Source organism: Larsenimonas rhizosphaerae (assembly GCF_023700005.1).
In the GTDB taxonomy this organism is placed as follows: Bacteria; Pseudomonadota; Gammaproteobacteria; order Pseudomonadales; family Halomonadaceae; genus Larsenimonas; species Larsenimonas rhizosphaerae.
The window spans coordinates 95,975-115,119 of record NZ_JAMLJK010000006.1; the positions used below are offsets into that span (position 1 = coordinate 95,975).

The window sequence follows — 19,145 nt, forward strand, 5'->3', positions numbered from 1 at the left end:
GCCCGGTTCTGGTTCTTTTTTCGGTGTCCTATCAGTGAACCTAATAGTCTTTTGCGGTCTTTTGCTGGTACTGACGTGTTGTGGCTGTCTGATACTGATGCGGCATGTGCGCGGCCGAGTGCTGGATGCCAGGGAGCGTGTCGAGACGCCCTGGCGAGCTGCGCTGGCTATCAGTGGACAAAGTATCTGGTGGCTTGACCCGGGTGACTGGTCAGTGCGGGTCAACAGGGAAGCACCCCATTTCTCCTCCGACTGGGCTGAGCGAAGTATTGCCTGGGAGGAATGGCTTTCCCATGCAGAGCCGGCAGACCAGCCTCGATTGAGGCATGCCCTGCGTCAGTGTCTGGAAGGAGTGCATGATGATTTTCGCTGCGAATACCGTATAAGACAGGCCGGTGGCCGTCTTCGTTGGTGCCTCTCCAGAGGTCAGCTTGTCATGCTTCACGGGCAGCAGATGCTGTGTGGGAGCCTGGTGGACATTACGGCGGAAAAGCAGTTCGCCGATGAGCGGGACCGGCTCAACAGTGTTCTGATGGAGGAAAAGGAACGGCTGCGCGCCATTCTCACCTCCATCGAGGATGCTGTCATGGCCGTGGATAGTGAAGGGCGGGTCACGTTTTTCAATCCGGCGGCGGAGCATCTGGCCGGCCGGCTTGAAGGTGATGCTCTGGGATGTCATGCGACGTCCCTGTTCAGCCTGTCAAATGGCACCACATCTGCTGATGAGCCTGCATTGATGCGGTGCCTCAGGACCGGACAAAGCCTGACACTGGCCTCACCTGTCGAACTGGTCAATTATCGCGGCCGACGGTTTCAGGTGCGAGGCACGCTGCTGATCACGCGTTCCCCGGAGGGAGATACAACCGGTGCTGTACTGACGCTTCATGATGTGACCTATTCCATTTCTCTGCTTCAGCAACTCGATCACAGCGCTCGCTTTGATACGCTCACCTCACTGTTCAACCGGCGAAGCCTTGAGGCGCGGCTGCAGTGCATTTTGTCTCATGCAGAAGCGTCATCCGTCCTGTGTGCACTGATCGTGCTGGATATTGACCGCTTCAAGCTCATCAATGACCTGGCTGGTCATCACGCCGGTGATCGCCTGCTTAGTGATGTCGGCCAGCTCCTGCGTGACCAGGTCAGTGAAGGCAGCATGGTTGCCAGGCTGGGAAGTGATGAATTCGGCATCATTGCCCCGTTTGACAGCCTTGAGCAGGCCCGGCTGTTTACTGATGCCCTGCTTCAGAAAATACGGGCGCGTCCCTTTGAATGGGGAGGGCGAATGCATGATATCACCGCTAGTGTGGGGCTGGTGCTGTTCGGCCGGATGCCATTTGAGACCGGTGAATTGCTGGGCAAGGCTGATATTGCCTGTTTGAGTGCCCGTCATGCCGGGGGGGACCGGGTATGCGTGTTCGATCTGAACCAGCCGGAAGTGCAGCAATATGCCAGCCGGATGAACGTGGCCGTAGATATGCGTGAGGCGCTGCGACAGGAGCGTTTCATGCTGTATGGACAACAGATTGTTTCACTGGAGGGAAGCGGGGTTCGTAACGTCGAAATTCTGCTGCGCATGCGTGACCAGGATGATAACCCGGTCTCTCCGGCCGTATTTATCCCGGTGGCAGAGCAGTATGGGCTGATGCCGGCAGTAGACCGCTGGGTCATTCATCAGACCTTGATAAGGTATGGCCCCAGGCTTGCGGAAACCCATGGCCGAATCAGTATCAACGTATCCGGCGCGTCGCTGGGGGATGAAAACTTCACGGCCTTTTTATGTCATACCCTCGGCGCTTCATGTCTTCCGCCTTCCAGGCTGGTATTTGAAATTACCGAGACCGCGCTGATTGGGCATCTTGACAGTGCGCGCCAGCTGGTCGCGGCCTTGAGAAACAAGGGGTGTCTGGTAGCGCTGGATGACTTTGGCAGTGGACTCAGTTCCTTCAGCTATCTGCAGCAATTCGATGTCGATATCATCAAGATCGACGGTGCCTTCATCAGGCGGCTGGACAGCCAGCCGCTTGATCGTGCCATTGTCGAATCGATTCTGGGCGTGGCTGCCCACATCAAGGCCATTACAGTGGCCGAGTATGTTGAAAATCAGACAGTATATGACCTGCTTCAGGGGATGGGAGTGCATTATGCACAGGGGTATCATATGCATGTACCCGAGTCGCTTGATACGCTGCTGTCGGTATCAGGAAGTCGTGCACTCACGTGATGACTGCTGCGTTCTAACACGTCCCATGGCATTGATGATCAGCTGGTAGGCTTGGGCCTCCGGTGCATCGGGATGACATATCGTCAGTCGGCCGTTCAGTGCCTGTCGCCAGGGCGTGGGGTTGAAGTCGAGCCGGGAGCGAAACCCTTTCCAGCTTACAGTCAGCGAATCAGCTACTGCGTGCCGGGTAATGATGGTTCTTGTATGCGTATCAATGACCAGTGCCCATTGCCAAATGCCCTGTTTCAGACAGACTGTGCCATCACGCGATCCGCAGAGCGTCACGGGGTGCTGTTCCGAATAGCTGTATTGTTTGGCTGTCGTGATCAGTTGCTTGAGTGACTGGCTCTCGGTGAGTAGCAGGCGCTGATGATGGCCCGAGGATATCGATGAGAGCCCTGCCGATAGCAGCAGGCCGAGACAGACCAGTGAAATGATGCTGGATATCAGTGACATGCCTTTTTGGGTGTGAGCATTTATCGGGCGACAGTGCAGTGACATGAAAGACGTCCTTGCCATCAGGAGAAGTTAATTGAGTGATGTATTGATTATCGGCGGTGGGGTCTCAGGCCTTATGACGGCGTGGCATCTTGTGCAGACCGGTGCCAGTGTCTCGCTGATTGATCGTCGTCAATGCGCTCAAGAGTCGTCCTGGGCGGGGGGCGGGATTATTTCACCTCTCTATCCCTGGACCTACAGTGACCCGGTTACCGTGCTGTCGGATCAGGCCATCGCAGACTACCGCCCGCTGGTGGATACGTTGAGGGCTGACACCGGCATTGATCCCGAGTACCACACCCCTGGCATCTTTCACGTCAATGTTGATGACCCCGGCCATGCTCATGCCTGGGCCCGGCGCCACGGAAAGGAGCTTGAACAGCTTGATCAGGCTGACTTCCGTGCTCGGGTGCCTCTTGTCCGTGAGGCCCGCACGCCGCTTTACATGCCGGGCCTTGGGAGCCTTCGCACACCACGGCTGGGCAAGGCACTGAGGCAATGGGCCATGTCGTCACCGTATGTGCGGCTGCTGGAGGAGGTGACGGTCCGCCGTATACGCATCGACAACGACAGGGCTACGGGTGTCGAGACTGATAATGCCGTGCTGGACGCGCGTCAGGTGGTGGTGTGCAGTGGGGCCTGGAGTGGTGAGCTACTGGCCGATATTGGCGTGCAGTTGTCGGTTTATCCCGTAAAGGGCGAAATGCTGTTGTTCAAGGCCGCGCCCGGACGCTTGCAGCACGTGGTGCTGTCCGAAGGGTTCTATGCGATCCCGCGGCAGGATGGCCATATTCTGTTTGGCAGTACCTTCGAACATGCGGGATATGACAAGACCCCGACGGCATCAACAAGAAGCATGCTGTACAGACAGGCCCTGCACTTGATGCCGGGGCTGGCGGACTGCCCGGTCGTTCATCACTGGGCAGGGCTGAGACCGGGGTCGCCGAACAGTATCCCCTTTATTGGTGCGGTGCCCGAGGTCCGGCATCTGTGGGTCAATAGTGGCCACTTTGGCAATGGGGTAGTGCTGGCGCCGGGGGCCAGCCGGCTGCTGGTCGAGCAGATGACCGGCCAGACATGCTGTGTTGACCCTGCGCCATATCAGGTGAGGTCGGTGGCAGCAGCTCACTGATCGCGCTTTCCCTGATTTTCCTGAAAGCGCTGGCGATGATCCTGGCAGCAAAAGGCATGCCGGCCATGATGCAGTGCTTCCTCGGTGGGTACATGCAGACGGCAGTAGGCGCAGGGCACGACAAGCCGGGTGGCTGACGGGGTGGCGCGAGAAGGGTTTTTGGCTGCGGAAGACATGCGCTTGCGCTGCCAGCCGCGCCAGGCAACCCATGCCAGCCAGACAATAGCGAGCAGTACCAGAAAACGAGCCATGGATATTCCTTGGTAGGCAGGCGGTTTTGGCGAGTACAATAACCGCAGGTAATCAATCAGACAGATGCTGCATCTAGCACCGCGTTGTACCTTAGCGAGGCGCGGGGGAATTGTCATTGTTCCTTGTGCTGATGTGCCATCTTCAGGAAAAAAGACGGGTTGTTCATGGAGAAGGAAAGCGGCACCAGGGCGTCCGACGCCTCATTGGTTGTGGTCATGGCCCAGCTTGATCCGCTGGTCGGTGATATTTCGGGTAATACGGCCAGGGCCGTCGAAGCGGTTCGTGAGGCGCGTATCGAGCACCGGGCTGACATAGTGGTTTTGCCCGAGCTGTTTCTGACCGGCTACCCCCCGGAGGATCTGTTGCTGCGCGACGCGCTGCAGGGACGTATCGAAACGGCGCTGGATGAACTGGCCAGCCGGGTAGTGCGTGATGTGATGGTGGTTATCGGGTATCCGATTGTGCGTCACGGCAAGCGCTACAATGCGGCCGGGGTATTGTACAACGGCCAATGGCAGCAGGAATATTTCAAGCAGGCCCTGCCCAATTATCAGGTGTTTGACGAGCAGCGCTATTTCAGCAAGGGCACGACGCCCTGTATCTTCACCTTCCGGGGTGTTCGTCTGGCATTGCTTATCTGCGAAGACCTGTGGGACGACGCACCGATCGAGTCGCTGATAGGCCAGGACATCGACATTATTCTCTCCCCGAACGGATCCCCCTTTCATCTGGACAAATTCGACGAGCGCACCTCGATCATGGCCCGCAGGGCACGTCAGGCGAATGCCTCGATTGTCTATGTCAATCAGATTGGTGGTCAGGACGAACTGGTGTTTGATGGTGCCTCGTTTGTCATGAACCGCGAAGGGGAGTGCACCACGCGCTCTCCGGCCTGGGAAGTCGGGTTGATGCCTGCGTTGTTCGAGCGCGATGCCGCCCATCGTTTCCAGCCGCAGGCGGGTGAGCGCTATCCCTGGCCGGACGACAATGAATCCCTGTACTGCGCGCTCGTCTCGGGCGTACGTGACTATGTCAACAAAAGCGGTTTCAAGGGCGTGGTGCTGGGGCTTTCAGGTGGCATTGATTCGGCCCTGTCACTGGCCATCGCCGTGGATGCGCTTGGCCCCGACCGGGTTCATGCCGTCATGATGCCCTACCACTATACGGCGGAGATATCCCGGGAAGATGCCGCCCTGCAGGCCCGAACCCTCGGTGTCGGTTATGACGTCATGCCGATCGCTCCCATGGTTGAGGCCTTTACGTCAACGCTGGCCGAAAGCTTTGATGGTCTGGCTCAGGACACGACGGAAGAAAATCTTCAATCCCGCTGTCGCGGGGTATTGCTGATGGCCATTTCCAACAAGAAGGGGCTGATGGTTCTGACCACCGGCAACAAGAGTGAAATGGCGGTGGGCTATGCCACGCTTTATGGCGATATGGTGGGTGGGTACAACGGTCTGAAGGATGTCTACAAAAGCCGGGTCTATCAGCTTTCCCGGTGGCGTAATGCCCAGGGCGATGGTGAGGTAATTCCTGATCGGGTCATTACGCGTCCGCCATCTGCGGAGCTGGCACCGGATCAAAAGGACTCGGATTCCCTGCCTGACTACGACGTGCTTGACGCCATCCTTCACTGTTACATCGAGCAGGATGAAAGCCTGTCGACCATTGTGGCACGGGGGTATGACGCCGACGATGTGGCGCGGGTGATTCAGTTGGTGGATCGTACCGAGTACAAGCGGCGCCAGGCGCCACTAGGTGTTCGCGTGACACGACGTGGTTTCGGGCGCGACCGGCGTTATCCGATCGTCAATGGCTGGAAACCGGGCGAGTAATCAGGAAATGCCCGAAAAAAAACCTGCCGATTCGGCAGGTTTTTTTATATCACGTCAGGACTCAGGACGATGGCTTCCACACCAACGGTTTGGCATCAACGTATTCGGGGTGGAAGGTCGTGCCGCTCAGACGAGCGTTATCGGGATCATTCTTGATCAGTTCACCAAGCACTTCATTGGCGCGATCATCCATGTTCAGCCCCATGTAACCCTCCACCATGACCGCCAGGGCGTCACGGGTAGCCGGAGTCTGCGGGTAGTGGTCAATTACCCACTGGCCACGCTTGACTGCTGCCAGGTATGCCTGCTTGCGCAGGTAGAAATCGGCAGCCTGCAGCTCGTTGCGGGCCAGTACATTTCGCAGGAAGATGACGCGCTGGCGCGCATCCGGTGCGTAAATGCTGTTCGGGAAGCGGCGTGCCAGTTCACTGAAATCAACGTAGGCATCACGCGTGGCGCCAAGGTCTCGCTTGGAAATATCGATCAGGTCCAGCCCTTCAAGGCTGAATCGTCCTGCCTGCCATGCAGCCAGGCCGCGCAGGTAATAGGCATAATCCACCTGGGGATGATCCGGGTGCAGTCGAATGAATCGGCTGGCCGCCGCACGCGTCTGGTCCCAGTTCTCCACCTGATAATAGCCGTATATCAGCTCGAGCTGGGCCTGCTCGGCGTAGTCACCGAACGGGTAGCGACTGTCGAGGGCTTCCAGATAATTGACCGCGGCGGAATAACGGCCCTGGTCCAGCGCCTGCTGTGCCTGCTGGTACAGCTGCTGTTCCGGAACGTCCTGATCCTTCGGCGTTGACCCATTGCTGGCACAACCTGCCAGAAGGGCAAGCGTCAGTGTAATAACACTCAGGGAAATGGCGCGCATCATCTTCCTCATGTCGGGCATTTCTTGATGGGCGTGGTAGAATCCGCCGCAATGAACAGTCAAGCCCTCAAGGCTTTGACCGGCTACTATAAAGCATCGTTTGGCGATAAGACACCATACGGGGCATTTGCCATCGTGCAGGAGAATTCATGGCGGAAACAATAGAACAGTCCCGGACAGTCCCCGATCACATGATGGGCTGGCGGCTGGATCAGGCGGCTGCAGACCTGTTCGACGACTTTTCGCGCGAGCGGCTCAAGCAGTGGATCAAGGATGGATCCCTGACCTGTGACGGAGCCCCGTCCAAACCCAAGAACAAGCTGCTGGGCGGCGAAACACTGACCATCGATGCGCGTCTGGAAGACAGTGCGCGCTGGACGCCTCAGGCAATAGAGCTTGATATTCGCTATGAGGATGACCATGTGCTGGTCATCAACAAGCCTGCCGGCCTGGTCGTGCACCCCGCTGCCGGTAACCCGGATGGCACCCTGCTTAATGCGCTGCTGCATCACTGTCCGCCGCTGGCAGCCCTGCCGCGTGCCGGTATTGTTCATCGGCTGGACAAGCAGACGACCGGTCTGATGGTTGTTGCCAAGACACTGGTTGCGCAGACGTCGCTGGTAGAGCAGTTGCAGGAAAAAACCGTCACGCGCGAGTACGACGCCATTGCCATGGGCACCATGATCGCAGGCGGTCGTGTTGACGCGCCCATTGGTCGCCACCCCCGGGATCGCAAGCGCCAGGCCGTGGTCAGTACCGGCAAGCCGGCCGTGACTCATTATCGAGTGCAGGAACGGTTCCGAGGCCATACCCATATACGCTGTCGGCTCGAGACCGGCAGAACGCATCAGATCCGGGTTCACATGGCACATGTACACCATGCGCTGGTGGGAGACCCTGCCTACGGCGGCCGTCTCAAGATGGTGGCCGGGGCCAGCGAGGCATTGAAAGAGGCTCTGCGCCATTTTCATCGCCAGGCCCTGCATGCCCGTCGGCTGGCATTTGTGCATCCGGCCTCCGGCGAGGCCGTGACGGTCGAGGCAGAATTACCTGACGACATGACCGTGCTGTTGCATCATCTTCGCCTGGACAATGACAACGCCTGAGGTGTGCCGTGAGCGATCGTGAATGTCCGACCCTGCTGTTGCCTGAATGGGAAGCTCCCAGCACGGTAGGAGCCTTTGTTACCACACGTGAGAGTGGCCCGAGCACTGGTCCGTTTGCGGCCTTCAATCCCGCTGCTCATGTGGGGGATGATCCCGCGGTGGTAGCGAAGTGTCGGCAGTTGATCAGTGATGAAATCGGGGATGGTCGACCGGTACTGTGGCTTGATCAGGTTCACGGTACGGAGGTGCAGTCCGGCTGGGCCGAGCTTCCGCGTGCGGATGCCGCGATGGCAGATGACGCCCGATATGCCTGCGCGGTGCTGACTGCCGATTGTCTGCCGATATTCTTCTGTGATGGTGCCGGTACCCGGGTAGCAGTGGCGCATGCCGGCTGGCGGGGGCTGTTGAACGGCATCATTGAAAACACGATCAGTGCCATGGCAATTCCCGCTGATGACATGCTGGTCTGGCTGGGGCCTGCCATTTCAAATGCCCAGTTTGAAGTCGGAGAAGAAGTGCGGGATGCCTTTCTCAAGGCCCAGCCTGATGCCGGTAATGCCTTCGACCCCAGTCCATATCGGCTGCGCCACTACATGGGCGATCTTTACAAGCTGGCTCGAGGGCGGCTTGCTGCGCTGGGCATTGAAAAGGTGTATGGCGGCCACTTCTGTACAGCTTCGGACGGGCGGTTTTATTCCTATCGCCGTGATGGTGAAACCGGGCGCATGGCCAGCGTGATCTGGTTGCAGTAGGCGCATGATTTTCGTCATTTTCGAGTAGTCCTTACCTTGAAATTCCCCGCTTTGACCTCATATATAAGTCATCGTTGAAATAAATGCGCGTCGCTGACCGTCAGGCTTTAGAGCCTGCCGGCCCAGACGCTGGAGGATGACATATGAGAATGGATCGACTGACCAGTAAACTTCAAAATGCTCTGGCAGATGCCCAGTCACTGGCCGTGGGTCATGGTCATAACGAACTGGCCCCGGTACATCTGTTGCTGTCGCTGTTTGATGCCGGCGATAGCGGGTTCAAATCACTGATTCAAAAGGCCGGAGGCAATCCCGGCCAGCTGCGCGCTGCATTGAGTGAGCAACTGGAGAGCCTGCCGACGGTCAGCAATTTTGATGGCAATGTCGGCATGGGGCAGGCGCTGGGCCAGCTGCTTAACCTGGCAGACCGCGAGGCCCAGCAGCGTGGTGACCAGTATGTAGCCAGTGAGCTGGTGCTGGTAGCTGCGCTGGAAATGAACCATGCGGTCAGCAAGCTGCTCAAGCAGGCAGGGCTGAGCGCCAAGAGCGTGCGAACAGCCATCGATCAGCTTCGTGGTGGCGAGAAGGTCAGCGATGCCGGTGCCGAGGAAAACCGTGAAGCGCTTGAAAAGTACACCACGGATCTAACGGCAATGGCCGCCAGCGGCAAGCTGGACCCGGTCATCGGCCGTGATGAGGAAATTCGCCGCACGATTCAGGTGCTGCAGCGCAGAACCAAGAATAACCCGGTCTTGATCGGTGAGCCGGGGGTGGGCAAGACTGCCATCGTCGAAGGGCTGGCGCAGCGTATTATCAACGGTGAAGTGCCGGAAGGGCTTAAGGACAAGCGGGTTCTGTCGCTGGACCTTGGCTCATTGCTGGCCGGTGCCAAGTTTCGCGGTGATTTTGAAGAGCGCCTCAAGGGCGTACTGAAGGAGCTGTCGCGGGAAGAAGGTCAGGTGATCCTCTTCATCGATGAGCTGCATACCATGGTCGGTGCCGGCAAGGCAGAGGGCTCGATGGACGCCGGTAACATGCTGAAACCGGCACTGGCGCGGGGTGAGCTCCACTGTGTGGGAGCCACCACGCTGGATGAATACCGCCAGGATATCGAGAAGGATGCAGCGCTTGAGCGTCGTTTCCAGAAGGTGCTGGTGGATGAGCCGAGCGAAGAAGATACCATCGCCATCCTGCGTGGCCTCAAGGAACGTTATGAGGTTCATCACGGTGTCGATATCACCGATTCGGCCATTATTGCCGCTGCTCGTCTGTCTGCACGCTACATCACTGACCGTCAGCTGCCGGACAAGGCCATTGACCTGATCGATGAGGCCGCTTCACGCATCCGGATGGAAATCGATTCCAAGCCGGAGGTAATGGACCGTCTTGAGCGTCGACTCATTCAACTCAAGATCGAGCGCGAGGCTCTCAAGAAGGAAACCGATGAGGCGTCACGCAAGCGGCTGGATACGCTTGATGCCACGGTTAATGAACTGGAGCGCGAATACGCGGACCTGGACGACATCTGGACCGGTGAGAAGGCCAGCCTTCAGGGGGCAGCGCAGTACAAGGCCGAGTTGGAGAAGGCGCGTACTGATCTGGAAGCGGCACGGCGGCAGGGCGATCTGGGCCGCATGTCCGAGATCCAGTATGGGCTGATTCCCCAGCTTGAGCAGCATATCAGTGAGGCGACCGAGGCCGAACAGACGCCGCTGCAATTGCTGCGCTCCAATGTCACCGAGGAAGAAATCGCCGAGGTGGTTGCCCGCTGGACCGGCATTCCGGTATCCAAGATGCTTGAAGGCGAGCGCGAGAAACTGCTGCGAATGGAACAGGCACTGCATGAGCGTGTGATCGGTCAGGATGAAGCCGTGACGGCGGTAGCCAATGCCGTACGCCGCTCTCGTGCCGGGATCAGTGATCCGAACCGTCCCAATGGCTCGTTCCTGTTCCTTGGGCCAACAGGCGTCGGCAAGACCGAGCTGTGCAAGTCGCTGGCCAATTACCTGTTTGATACTGAAGAATCGATGGTGCGCATCGACATGTCCGAGTTCATGGAGAAGCATTCCATTGCTCGTCTGATCGGCGCGCCGCCGGGCTATGTCGGCTATGAGGAAGGGGGCTATCTGACCGAAGCGGTTCGCCGCAAGCCCTACTCGGTGCTGTTGCTTGATGAGGTGGAAAAGGCCCATCCCGATGTCTTCAATATCCTGCTGCAGGTGCTGGAGGATGGTCGTCTGACTGATGGTCAGGGCCGAACGGTTGATTTCCGCAACACCGTGATCGTCATGACGTCCAACATGGGGAGCGATGTCATTCAGATGTTTGCCGGTCAGGGCGACTCCTATGACTATGAGGCCATGAAATCGTCGGTCATGGAGGTGGTCGGGCAGCACTTCCGCCCCGAGCTGATCAACCGGATCGATGAGGTGGTCGTATTTCATCCGCTGGCTCAGGCACAGATTCAGAAGATCGCTACCATCCAGCTGGCGCGACTCCGTACACGACTGGCCGAGCGGGACATGGGAATCGAGTTGACCGATGAGGTACTGGTTCGTCTGGCAGAAGCCGGTTTTGATCCTGTATACGGCGCGCGTCCCCTCAAACGGGCCATTCAGGCACAGCTTGAAAATCCGCTGGCACAGGCCCTGTTATCCGGCCGATTCAGTGGAGGCGATACCATTCAGGTCGTCATGAAGGACGACCATCTGGCTTTCGAGCACAAGACGTCAGCCTGAGGCAAAAAAAGCCCCGCGAATGCGGGGCTTTTTTCATGTACAGGTATCCATTGATCGGGAGTAGGTCCTGAGCTCGACGGAAGAGGCTATCGTCCGGTCGGGGAGACATCCGGGTAGAGCGCCATGAGGGCGCGCAGTACGCCATTGGTCCAGCCGAACCCATCTTGGGCGGGGTATTCCCCCCCCTCCGCACGCTTGTCATCAATCACATTGTACTTCTCGATCAACTTGCCTTCTTCGCGATAGCGATCAAGGTTGGTGGTGATCCAGCGGCTGGCAATGGTGTGAGCCAGATCCCGTTCGCCATAATGGCGAAGACCCATGACGGCTACCCACTGGAGCGGAGCCCAGCCGTTGGGCTTGTCCCACTGCTCGATCGTGTCCGTATCGGTCGCGCTGAGTCCGCCTGGCTTGAGCAGGTAGTGCGCTATGGCGTGCGCTGTACGCTCTGCCTGCGTGTCGGTGGCTACCTGAACATACAGCGGAAAGGCAGTGGCGCCACTGACAGTCATGGTCTGCGTGCGTTCCCGCCACAGGTAGTCCCTGAACAGGCCGGTGCTATCGTCCCAGAACAGGGTGCGAATGGCGTGACGTCGCTGGTCTGCGCAGTGCTGGTAGTGGCGCGCCATCGGCTCGTCACCCTTGATTTCGAAGGCCTTGGCAATCATGGCCTCCAGTCGGTGCAGCAGACAATTGAGATCGACCGGTGCCACATCGATGGTGCGAATGGTGGACAGATGTTGTCCATCGGCCAGCCAGCGTGAGCTGAAGTCCCAGCCGCTTTCGCCCGCGGCTCGAATGTTGCGCCAGACTTCCTCGTGAGGTCTGGAAATATGCCGCGCCGTGATGATGTCCTCACGGAAGGATTCAGGACGCGGGGTGTCCTCATCATCCCAGTAGCGATTGAGCAGGGTACCATCACTGAGCTTCACCACCCGGCGATGGGCATGTTCGGGGGGCAGTGTGTCGCTGCCTTCCATCCAGTATTCATACTCCCGCACCAGGGAGGGCAGGTAACGGGTATATATCTCGTCACCTTCATGAAGTGCCCGCATGGCGACCATGGCGGAAAAGAATGGTGGCTGGGAGCGGGACAGGTAATAGGTGCGGTTACCGTTGGGCACATGCCCGTAGGTATCGATCAAAAAGGAAAAGTTGTCGGTCATTTCCTTCACCATGTCGGTCAGGCCGCTGATCTGCAGCCCCAGCATGGTGAAGTAGGTATCCCAGTAGTACATCTCGTTGAAGCGCCCACCTGGTACGATGTAGTCGTAAGGCAGCGGCAGGCGAGATGAAAACGGATTCATGTCAGTGCCAAGATGACGCGTCAGCACTGGCCACAAGCCGTCAATGTGCTCGGTAATGGACTGATTCGGGGCGGGGGTATAGTCGTGCCCGGCATCCTGCTCGATGAAGTGAGCCTCTATAAACAGCTTCAGGGCATGATCAGTCAGCGGCCCCTGCTCGAGCTTGAGTCCGTGATACAGCGACAGAATGGTGTCCGGCGCGCTGGTCGGGATCATGTCCACAAAGGTCTTGCTGTCATCGAACAAGTGCCGGTTCTGGACGTCGTAAAACAGGTCCTCCCACAGTATCGGCGGGGGCGGCGTCGTCTTGTGCATGGGACTGCTGTCCTGGGCGGTGTCGTTGATCCTGTCCATGGTATCCGTCGATAAGGCTCTGTTTGGGGGCTCCTGTCGAGTCGGGGCCCGGGTTCAACCAACGTCTATGTATGATAATGGCAGTACGTGGTTCTGTTGAATACCACCGTTCGGTACCTTTCTGCTCTTTTACGTTATGCCGACGCTTCTCGTCGCCTTCAAGGTTGACAGCCGGGGAAGGCTGTTGGAATCTTGGGGCCTCCTGATTGCAGGCGTAGGCCACCGGGTTACCCCCGATGCCTGCGTGAAGATGAAGCCTGGCTTCATTTCCTGTCGAAAGACTGTCCGGGTCGGGTATTACTCGCCCGCCCTTGATGCCCGTACGCACGTCTATCGAGTTGCGTACAGCCGGCAGACCTAGATCCCTGGTCTGCGCGTCAGGTCTGACATCAGGTGCTGCTTGCCATGGGCAAGGGGCAGGTGGCATCGCCACCCTCGAACTCCAGTGCGCATCGCCCTGTGATTGCCATCGAGACCTAACCTAGAGGAAATACCTGTGGAACTGCTTTCCGGCGCAGACATGATTGCCCGCTTTCTGAAAGATGAAGGCGTTGAATATATATACGGCTACCCCGGCGGTGCCGCGCTTCATATTTATGATGCGCTGTTTCGTCAGGATGATGTAAAGCACATTCTGGTACGTCACGAACAGGCGGCGACGCACATGGCAGATGGTTATGCCAGGGCGTCCGGCAAGCCGGGGGTGGTCCTTGTGACCTCGGGCCCTGGCGCGACCAATGCGGTGACCGGCATTGCGACAGCCTACATGGACTCCATTCCCATGGTAGTGCTGTGTGGTCAGGTAGCAAGCCATCTGATCGGCGAAGATGCCTTTCAGGAGACCGATATTGTCGGCGTGACGCGACCGATCGTGAAGCACAGCTTTTCGATTCGCCATCCCTCCGATATCCCGGTGGTGCTCAAGAAGGCCTTTTATCTGGCCAGTTCGGGGCGTCCGGGGCCGGTTGTTGTCGATATTCCCAAGGATATGACGGCACCCACCGAGCGTTATGAATACGTGTACCCCAAAAAAGTTCGAATGCGCTCCTACAGCCCGGTGACCCGCGGGCATGCCGGACAGACCAGGAAGGCCGTCGACCTGCTTCTCAAGGCGAAGCGGCCGGTTATCTTTGCCGGAGGCGGTATCGTGACCGGCAAGGCCAGCGAGGCGCTTACGGACCTGGCGCGACGACTCAATATGCCGGTGACCACTTCCCTTATGGGGCTCGGGGGGTATCCGCAGGGGGACGCCCAGTCGCTGGGCTGGCTGGGCATGCATGGCTCCTACGAAGCCAACATGGCCATGCACCATGCTGATGTCATTCTCGGGGTAGGCGTGCGTTTTGACGACCGTGTTACCAATAACGTGTCCCGGTTCTGCCCGACTGCCAAGATCATCCATATTGATATCGACCCCAGCTCCATCTCCAAGACGGTGCGAGCAGATGTGCCGATCGTGGGGGCAGCCAATCATGTACTCAATGACATGCTTGGGCTGTTGTCCGAACGTGAGCCCGAACAGCATGTGTCGCTGGATGACTGGTGGTCGCGCATCAATGAATGGCGCAGCGAGCGTGAAGGCAAGCTGTACGAGCCGGCGGGCGAGGGCGAGACGCTCAAGCCGCAACAGGTGGTCGAGGCAGTTCACCGGGCGACCCATGGCGATGCCTATGTCGTGACTGATGTCGGCCAGCATCAGATGTTTGCCGGTCAGTACTACAAGTTCAACAAGCCCAATCGATGGGTGTCCTCCAGTGGCCTCGGCACAATGGGGTTCGGGCTGCCGGCGGCCATGGGTATCAAGCTGAGCTATCAGGACGATGACGTGGTGCTGTTTACCGGCGAAGGCAGCTTCCAGATGATGATGCAGGAGCTGTCTACCTGTAAGCAGTTTGGTATCGGTGTAAAGATCGTGAACCTCAACAACCAGTCCCTTGGGATGGTCAGGCAGTGGCAGGACCTTAACTACAAGTCGCGCCACGCCCAGTCCTACATGGAGTCGTTGCCGGACTTTGAAGTGCTGTTGTCAGCCTACGGGTTTCGCGCCATAACCGTTCGTACGCCGGAAGAGCTTGAGGCGGCGCTGGAAGAAACCTTCGCAGACAAGCATGAGCTTGTATTTCTTGATGTGCAGGTGGACCCGCGTGAGCACGTTTATCCGATGCATGTTCCTTTGGGCTCCATGCGTGACATGCTGCTTTCCAAGACGGAGCGGACTTCCTGATGCGTCATATCATCTCTATTTTGCTGGAAAACGAACCGGGCGCCCTGTCACGTGCAGTAGGCCTGTTCTCGCAGCGTAATTTCAATATTGAAACGCTCAATGTGGCGCCGACCGATGATGCCACGCTTTCTCGTCTGACCGTGACGACCACGGGGGATGAGCGGGTAATCGAGCAGATCACCAAGCAGCTCAACAAGCTGATTGATGTGGTCAAGCTGGTGGATCTGACGGAAGGGGCGCATATCGAGCGTGAATTGATGCTGGTCAAGGTCAAGGCGCACGGCGCTCAGCGCGATGAGATCAAACGGACGGTAGATATCTTCCGGGCGCAGATTGTCGACGTGACACCGAGTATTTATACGGTGCAGATCACCGGTGATGCCTCGAAGCTGGACGCCTTTGTGCAGGCCATGGCGCCGGTAGGGATTCTTGAAGTGGCGCGTACCGGCGTCTCTGGCGTCTCACGTGGTGACAAGGTGCTGAACCTGTAAGGTTTTTTCAGCGCATATTGATCTATCAGGGCCGCTCCATGGAGCGGCCCTTTTCATGCCGGTGGCGGCGAATCAATCTGAGACCACAGGGCCATGATCAGAGGGTTTTTCAGTTTGCGCTGATTGACACACAGGCCGACATCGTAAGCCATCAGTTCCGGATGAACATCCAGCCGCTGAACACGGTCTGCCAGAGGACTGTTCTGGTAGACCATTTCCGGTACAACGCCCACTCCGAACCCCAGGCCCACCATGCTGACAATGGCTTCGTTGCCGGATACCTGTGCGTAGATGCGCGGCTTGATGCCCTGATCCCGAAACCAGTGGTTGATCCGTTCCCGGGCCAGCCCGGATTCCGACAGGATCATTGGAATGCTATGCCACGACGTCGTCGTCAGCGTTTCCGGCATCCAGTCAGGAGCATCCCTTGGGGCAATGAACAGCAGGGGAGTACGGGCAATGGGCTTGAATGCCATGCTGTGGGGAAGATGGTCGGGCCGTGCGCTGATGGCCATGTCTTCTACGCCGGACATGACCCTGGCAATGGCATCTGCCGGATCACCAGTATGCAGTTTCAGCTCGATGCGAGGATGTCTCAGACGAAATTCGCTGAGCAGGTCATACAGGAAGCTGTAGCTGGCGGTAACCGAACAGTAGATGCTGATCTCTCCGAACAGCGTGGCCTGTTCTTCCATGAGGGAGTGACGCAGCAGTTCCCACTGTTCCAGGGTGTCACGCGCAAACTGCTGAAAGCGCCGTCCGGCGGTAGTCAGTCGAACAGTACGGTTGTCCCGTTCAAACAGCGCTGCGCCGACACTGTCTTCAAGCTGGCGGATCGAACGGCTCAGGGTAGAGGCGCTGATATGACATTGTTCACTGGCACGTCCAAAGTGCAGGTGCTCTGCAAGACTTAAAAAGTGAGTCAGCGGTCTAAGATCCATGGCGTTTCATTTCCTGCAATGTTTCGTTGCAAATATAGCGTTTTACGCAATGAGTTTCAGGCGCTATCGTAGGTATCAAAGCACTGCAGCAGACGGTGCAACGCCCGAAAGGGGCTCAACGCTGACACGTTTATACTTCACATGATTTCAGGAGCACGACATGCAGGTCTATTACGATAAGGATTGCGATCTTTCGCTGATTCAGGACAAGAAAGTCGTCATCATCGGGTACGGCTCCCAGGGCCATGCTCATGCGTTGAACCTGAAAGAGTCGGGTGTTGATGTCACCGTGGCACTGCGCAAGGGCTCCTCTTCCGTTGCCAAGGCTGAAGGTGCCGGTCTGAAAGTAGCGGACGTTGCTGAAGCCGCTGCCGCTGCTGACGTTGTCATGCTGCTGGCTCCGGATGAAAACCAGAAGGACATTTACGAGCAGCATGTTGCGCCGCACCTCAAGCAGGGCGCTACTCTGGCATTTGCCCACGGCTTCAACGTTCATTACAACCAGATTATTCCGCGTGGCGATCTGGATGTGATCATGATTGCACCGAAGGCGCCGGGACATACGGTTCGCTCCGAATTTACACGCGGTGGCGGCATCCCGGATCTGATCGCGATTCAGCAGGATGCTTCCGGCCAGGCCAAGAACATTGCCCTGTCCTACGCAGCAGCCATCGGTGGTGGCCGTACCGGTATCATCGAAACCACGTTCAAGGATGAGACCGAGACCGATCTGTTTGGTGAGCAGGCCGTACTGTGTGGCGGTACGGTTGAGCTGGTCAAGGCTGGCTTTGAAACACTGGTTGATGCCGGTTATGCGCCCGAAATGGCTTATTTCGAATGCCTGCATGAGCTCAAGCTGATTGTCGATCTGATGTATGAAGGCGGCATTGCCAACATGAACTACTCCATCTCCAACAATGCAGAGTATGGCGAGTACGTGACCGGCCCGGAAGTCATCAACGAGCAATCCCGTGAAGCCATGCGCAACGCACTCAAGCGCATTCAGTCTGGTGAGTATGCCAAGATGTTCATCCAGGAAGGTGGTACCAACTATCCTTCCATGCACGCGCGTCGCCGCCTCAATGCGGAACACCAGATCGAGCAGGTCGGTGGCAAGCTTCGCGGCATGATGCCATGGATTACGGCCAACCAGCTGGTCGACAAGGAAAAGAACTGAGGCGTTGATGCGTTTTGGTGACTAAAAAGCGGGCATGCCATGGCATGCCCGCTTTTTTATGCGCATTGTGCCGGGAGTCGTCTAGCCTGTCAGTTAGTGGCATCATGATGGCGAGTCAATAACAGGATTTTTTGATATGACAGATGGCAATCGTCCGGACGACGAAAAGCAACCCCTTCCGCGGGACCCTTTCTCTGAATTCAGGGAAGACACCGAAGTTGTTGAGGAGGTACTGGAGGGAGGCAAGCGTGTTCGGCGCAAGGGGATTTATCTGCTTCCGAACCTCTTTACGACGTCTGCACTGTTTTCCGGGTTCTTTGCCGTGGTTGCAGCGTTGAACAATGACTATGGCGCTGCCGCCATTGCCATTTTCATTGCCATGGTACTCGATGGTTTCGATGGTCGAATTGCACGGATGACCAATACCGAAAGTGCCTTCGGTGCAGAATACGATAGCCTGGCGGACATGACTTCCTTCGGGGTGGCCCCCGCAATCGTGGCATTCAGCTGGACGCTGCAGGATGTCGGCAAGCTGGGCTGGATCGCTGCCTTTGTGTTCGTGGCTGGCGCCGCACTGCGACTTGCGCGTTTCAATGTGCAGATCGGCAGTATCGACAAGAAGTGGTTTATTGGTCTGCCAAGCCCTTCGGCGGCCGGTATCGTGGCAGGCTGTGTGTGGACCTTTCATAACTTCAATGCAGAAGGCTTCGGGTTCAAGCTGCTGATGGCTTTCATTGTGGCTGCGGCCGGTATCCTCATGGTCAGTAACGTGCGCTATTACAGCTTCAAGGATCTCGATTTCAAGGGGCCGGTTCCCTTTGTAGTGCTGCTGGCAATTGTTCTGGGATTTGTGGTCATTTCCGTTGAGCCTTCAGTCATGCTGCTGCTCCTGTTCGGCTGCTATGGCCTGTCCGGGCCGATACTGGCGCTCTTGCGCCGAGTTCGTAAGGGCAGAAAGGGGGGCGCATCAGAAAATGCATCCGATACTTCTGCGGCGGAGGGAGCTGCATCCTCCCACAACGATTCCATGCCTGATTGATATATAAGTGGTTTCTGCAGACCCTCGCTGTGAGTGCCTCTCAGCGGGGGTCCTGCTTTTCGGGTAATTAATTTTCATCGAAGGGGTTGTGTTCGAGGCAGTGCGAGCGTAAAGTACGCATCCGCTGCCGGGGACGTCGCAAACGGCCAGGCAGCTGAAGTAGCGCAACCTACTGATTTGGTTTTGATTTTCAGGATTGATCGA

The 19,145-nt window shown here is 57.5% G+C and carries 15 protein-coding genes; 10 read left to right on the plus strand and 5 right to left on the minus strand.

Annotated elements, in window-relative coordinates; all coding sequences use genetic code 11:
• Positions 1 to 97: 97 nt before the first annotated feature.
• Positions 98 to 2,221 carry an EAL domain-containing protein gene (locus NAT21_RS15295; protein WP_250939795.1) on the plus strand — a complete coding sequence of 708 codons (2,124 nt, stop codon included), beginning with the start codon at positions 98 to 100 and terminating at the stop codon, positions 2,219 to 2,221.
• On the opposite strand, the gene NAT21_RS15300 is transcribed toward NAT21_RS15295, so the two are convergent.
• A complete protein-coding gene (locus NAT21_RS15300) occupies positions 2,198 to 2,722 on the minus strand; it encodes a GspH/FimT family protein (protein WP_250939797.1) in 525 nt (174 codons plus the stop codon). The two genes, NAT21_RS15295 and NAT21_RS15300, sit on opposite strands and share 24 nt — an antisense overlap.
• Before the next feature lie 31 nt (positions 2,723 to 2,753).
• Here NAT21_RS15300 and thiO point away from each other — a divergent pair, with 31 nt between their 5' ends.
• Positions 2,754 to 3,851, plus strand: a complete 1,098-nt coding sequence (gene thiO, locus NAT21_RS15305; RefSeq protein ID WP_250939799.1) for a glycine oxidase ThiO — start codon at positions 2,754 to 2,756, stop codon at positions 3,849 to 3,851.
• Here the strand turns inward: thiO and NAT21_RS15310 are convergent.
• Positions 3,845 to 4,102, minus strand: coding sequence for a PP0621 family protein (locus tag NAT21_RS15310; RefSeq protein WP_250939801.1), 258 nt, complete (start codon positions 4,100 to 4,102; stop codon positions 3,845 to 3,847). The genes thiO and NAT21_RS15310 overlap by 7 nt on opposite strands.
• Before the next feature lie 165 nt (positions 4,103 to 4,267).
• Here NAT21_RS15310 and NAT21_RS15315 point away from each other — a divergent pair, with 165 nt between their 5' ends.
• The gene (locus tag NAT21_RS15315; protein ID WP_250939803.1) at positions 4,268 to 5,938 is read left to right on the plus strand and encodes an NAD+ synthase; all 1,671 of its coding nucleotides are present in this window, start codon (positions 4,268 to 4,270) and stop codon (positions 5,936 to 5,938) included.
• Between the two features lie 61 nt (positions 5,939 to 5,999).
• On the opposite strand, the gene NAT21_RS15320 is transcribed toward NAT21_RS15315, so the two are convergent.
• The gene (locus NAT21_RS15320) at positions 6,000 to 6,824 is read right to left on the minus strand and encodes an outer membrane protein assembly factor BamD (RefSeq protein WP_250939805.1); all 825 of its coding nucleotides are present in this window, start codon (positions 6,822 to 6,824) and stop codon (positions 6,000 to 6,002) included.
• Between the two features lie 137 nt (positions 6,825 to 6,961).
• On the opposite strand from NAT21_RS15320, the gene rluD reads away from it, so the two are divergent.
• The 3 genes from rluD (at position 6,962) to clpB (ending at position 11,408) form a co-directional block, all read left to right on the plus strand.
• The gene (gene rluD, locus NAT21_RS15325; protein ID WP_250939808.1) at positions 6,962 to 7,918 is read left to right on the plus strand and encodes a 23S rRNA pseudouridine(1911/1915/1917) synthase RluD; all 957 of its coding nucleotides are present in this window, start codon (positions 6,962 to 6,964) and stop codon (positions 7,916 to 7,918) included.
• A gap of 8 nt (positions 7,919 to 7,926) precedes the next feature.
• Positions 7,927 to 8,670: a peptidoglycan editing factor PgeF gene (gene pgeF / locus NAT21_RS15330; RefSeq protein WP_250939810.1), complete on the plus strand. Its 744-nt coding sequence runs from the start codon at positions 7,927 to 7,929 to the stop codon at positions 8,668 to 8,670.
• 143 nt (positions 8,671 to 8,813) lie between these two features.
• Entirely contained in the window at positions 8,814 to 11,408 is a 2,595-nt protein-coding gene (clpB, locus tag NAT21_RS15335; protein WP_250939812.1) for an ATP-dependent chaperone ClpB, read from the plus strand.
• Between the two features lie 86 nt (positions 11,409 to 11,494).
• Here clpB and treF read toward each other — a convergent pair whose 3' ends face one another.
• The gene (gene treF / locus NAT21_RS15340) at positions 11,495 to 13,030 is read right to left on the minus strand and encodes an alpha,alpha-trehalase TreF (RefSeq protein WP_250939814.1); all 1,536 of its coding nucleotides are present in this window, start codon (positions 13,028 to 13,030) and stop codon (positions 11,495 to 11,497) included.
• Positions 13,031 to 13,565: 535 nt separating this feature from the next.
• Between treF and NAT21_RS15345 the strand changes: the two genes are divergently transcribed.
• Positions 13,566 to 15,293 carry an acetolactate synthase 3 large subunit gene (locus tag NAT21_RS15345; RefSeq protein WP_250939816.1) on the plus strand — a complete coding sequence of 576 codons (1,728 nt, stop codon included), beginning with the start codon at positions 13,566 to 13,568 and terminating at the stop codon, positions 15,291 to 15,293.
• Positions 15,293 to 15,784 (plus strand): acetolactate synthase small subunit, encoded by a 492-nt coding sequence (ilvN, locus tag NAT21_RS15350; protein WP_250939818.1) that lies wholly within the window; start codon positions 15,293 to 15,295, stop codon positions 15,782 to 15,784. The genes NAT21_RS15345 and ilvN overlap by 1 nt, the downstream gene beginning before the upstream one ends.
• 53 nt (positions 15,785 to 15,837) lie before the next feature.
• Here the strand turns inward: ilvN and ilvY are convergent, their stop codons facing one another.
• Complete coding sequence (gene ilvY, locus NAT21_RS15355; protein ID WP_250939820.1) at positions 15,838 to 16,725, minus strand: HTH-type transcriptional activator IlvY; 888 nt, start codon at positions 16,723 to 16,725, stop codon at positions 15,838 to 15,840.
• 160 nt (positions 16,726 to 16,885) lie between these two features.
• Here ilvY and ilvC point away from each other — a divergent pair, with 160 nt between their 5' ends.
• Positions 16,886 to 17,902 (plus strand): ketol-acid reductoisomerase, encoded by a 1,017-nt coding sequence (gene ilvC, locus NAT21_RS15360; RefSeq protein ID WP_250939822.1) that lies wholly within the window; start codon positions 16,886 to 16,888, stop codon positions 17,900 to 17,902.
• Positions 17,903 to 18,038: 136 nt separating this feature from the next.
• The gene (gene pssA, locus NAT21_RS15365) at positions 18,039 to 18,941 is read left to right on the plus strand and encodes a CDP-diacylglycerol--serine O-phosphatidyltransferase (protein WP_250939824.1); all 903 of its coding nucleotides are present in this window, start codon (positions 18,039 to 18,041) and stop codon (positions 18,939 to 18,941) included.
• Positions 18,942 to 19,145 lie beyond the last annotated feature (204 nt).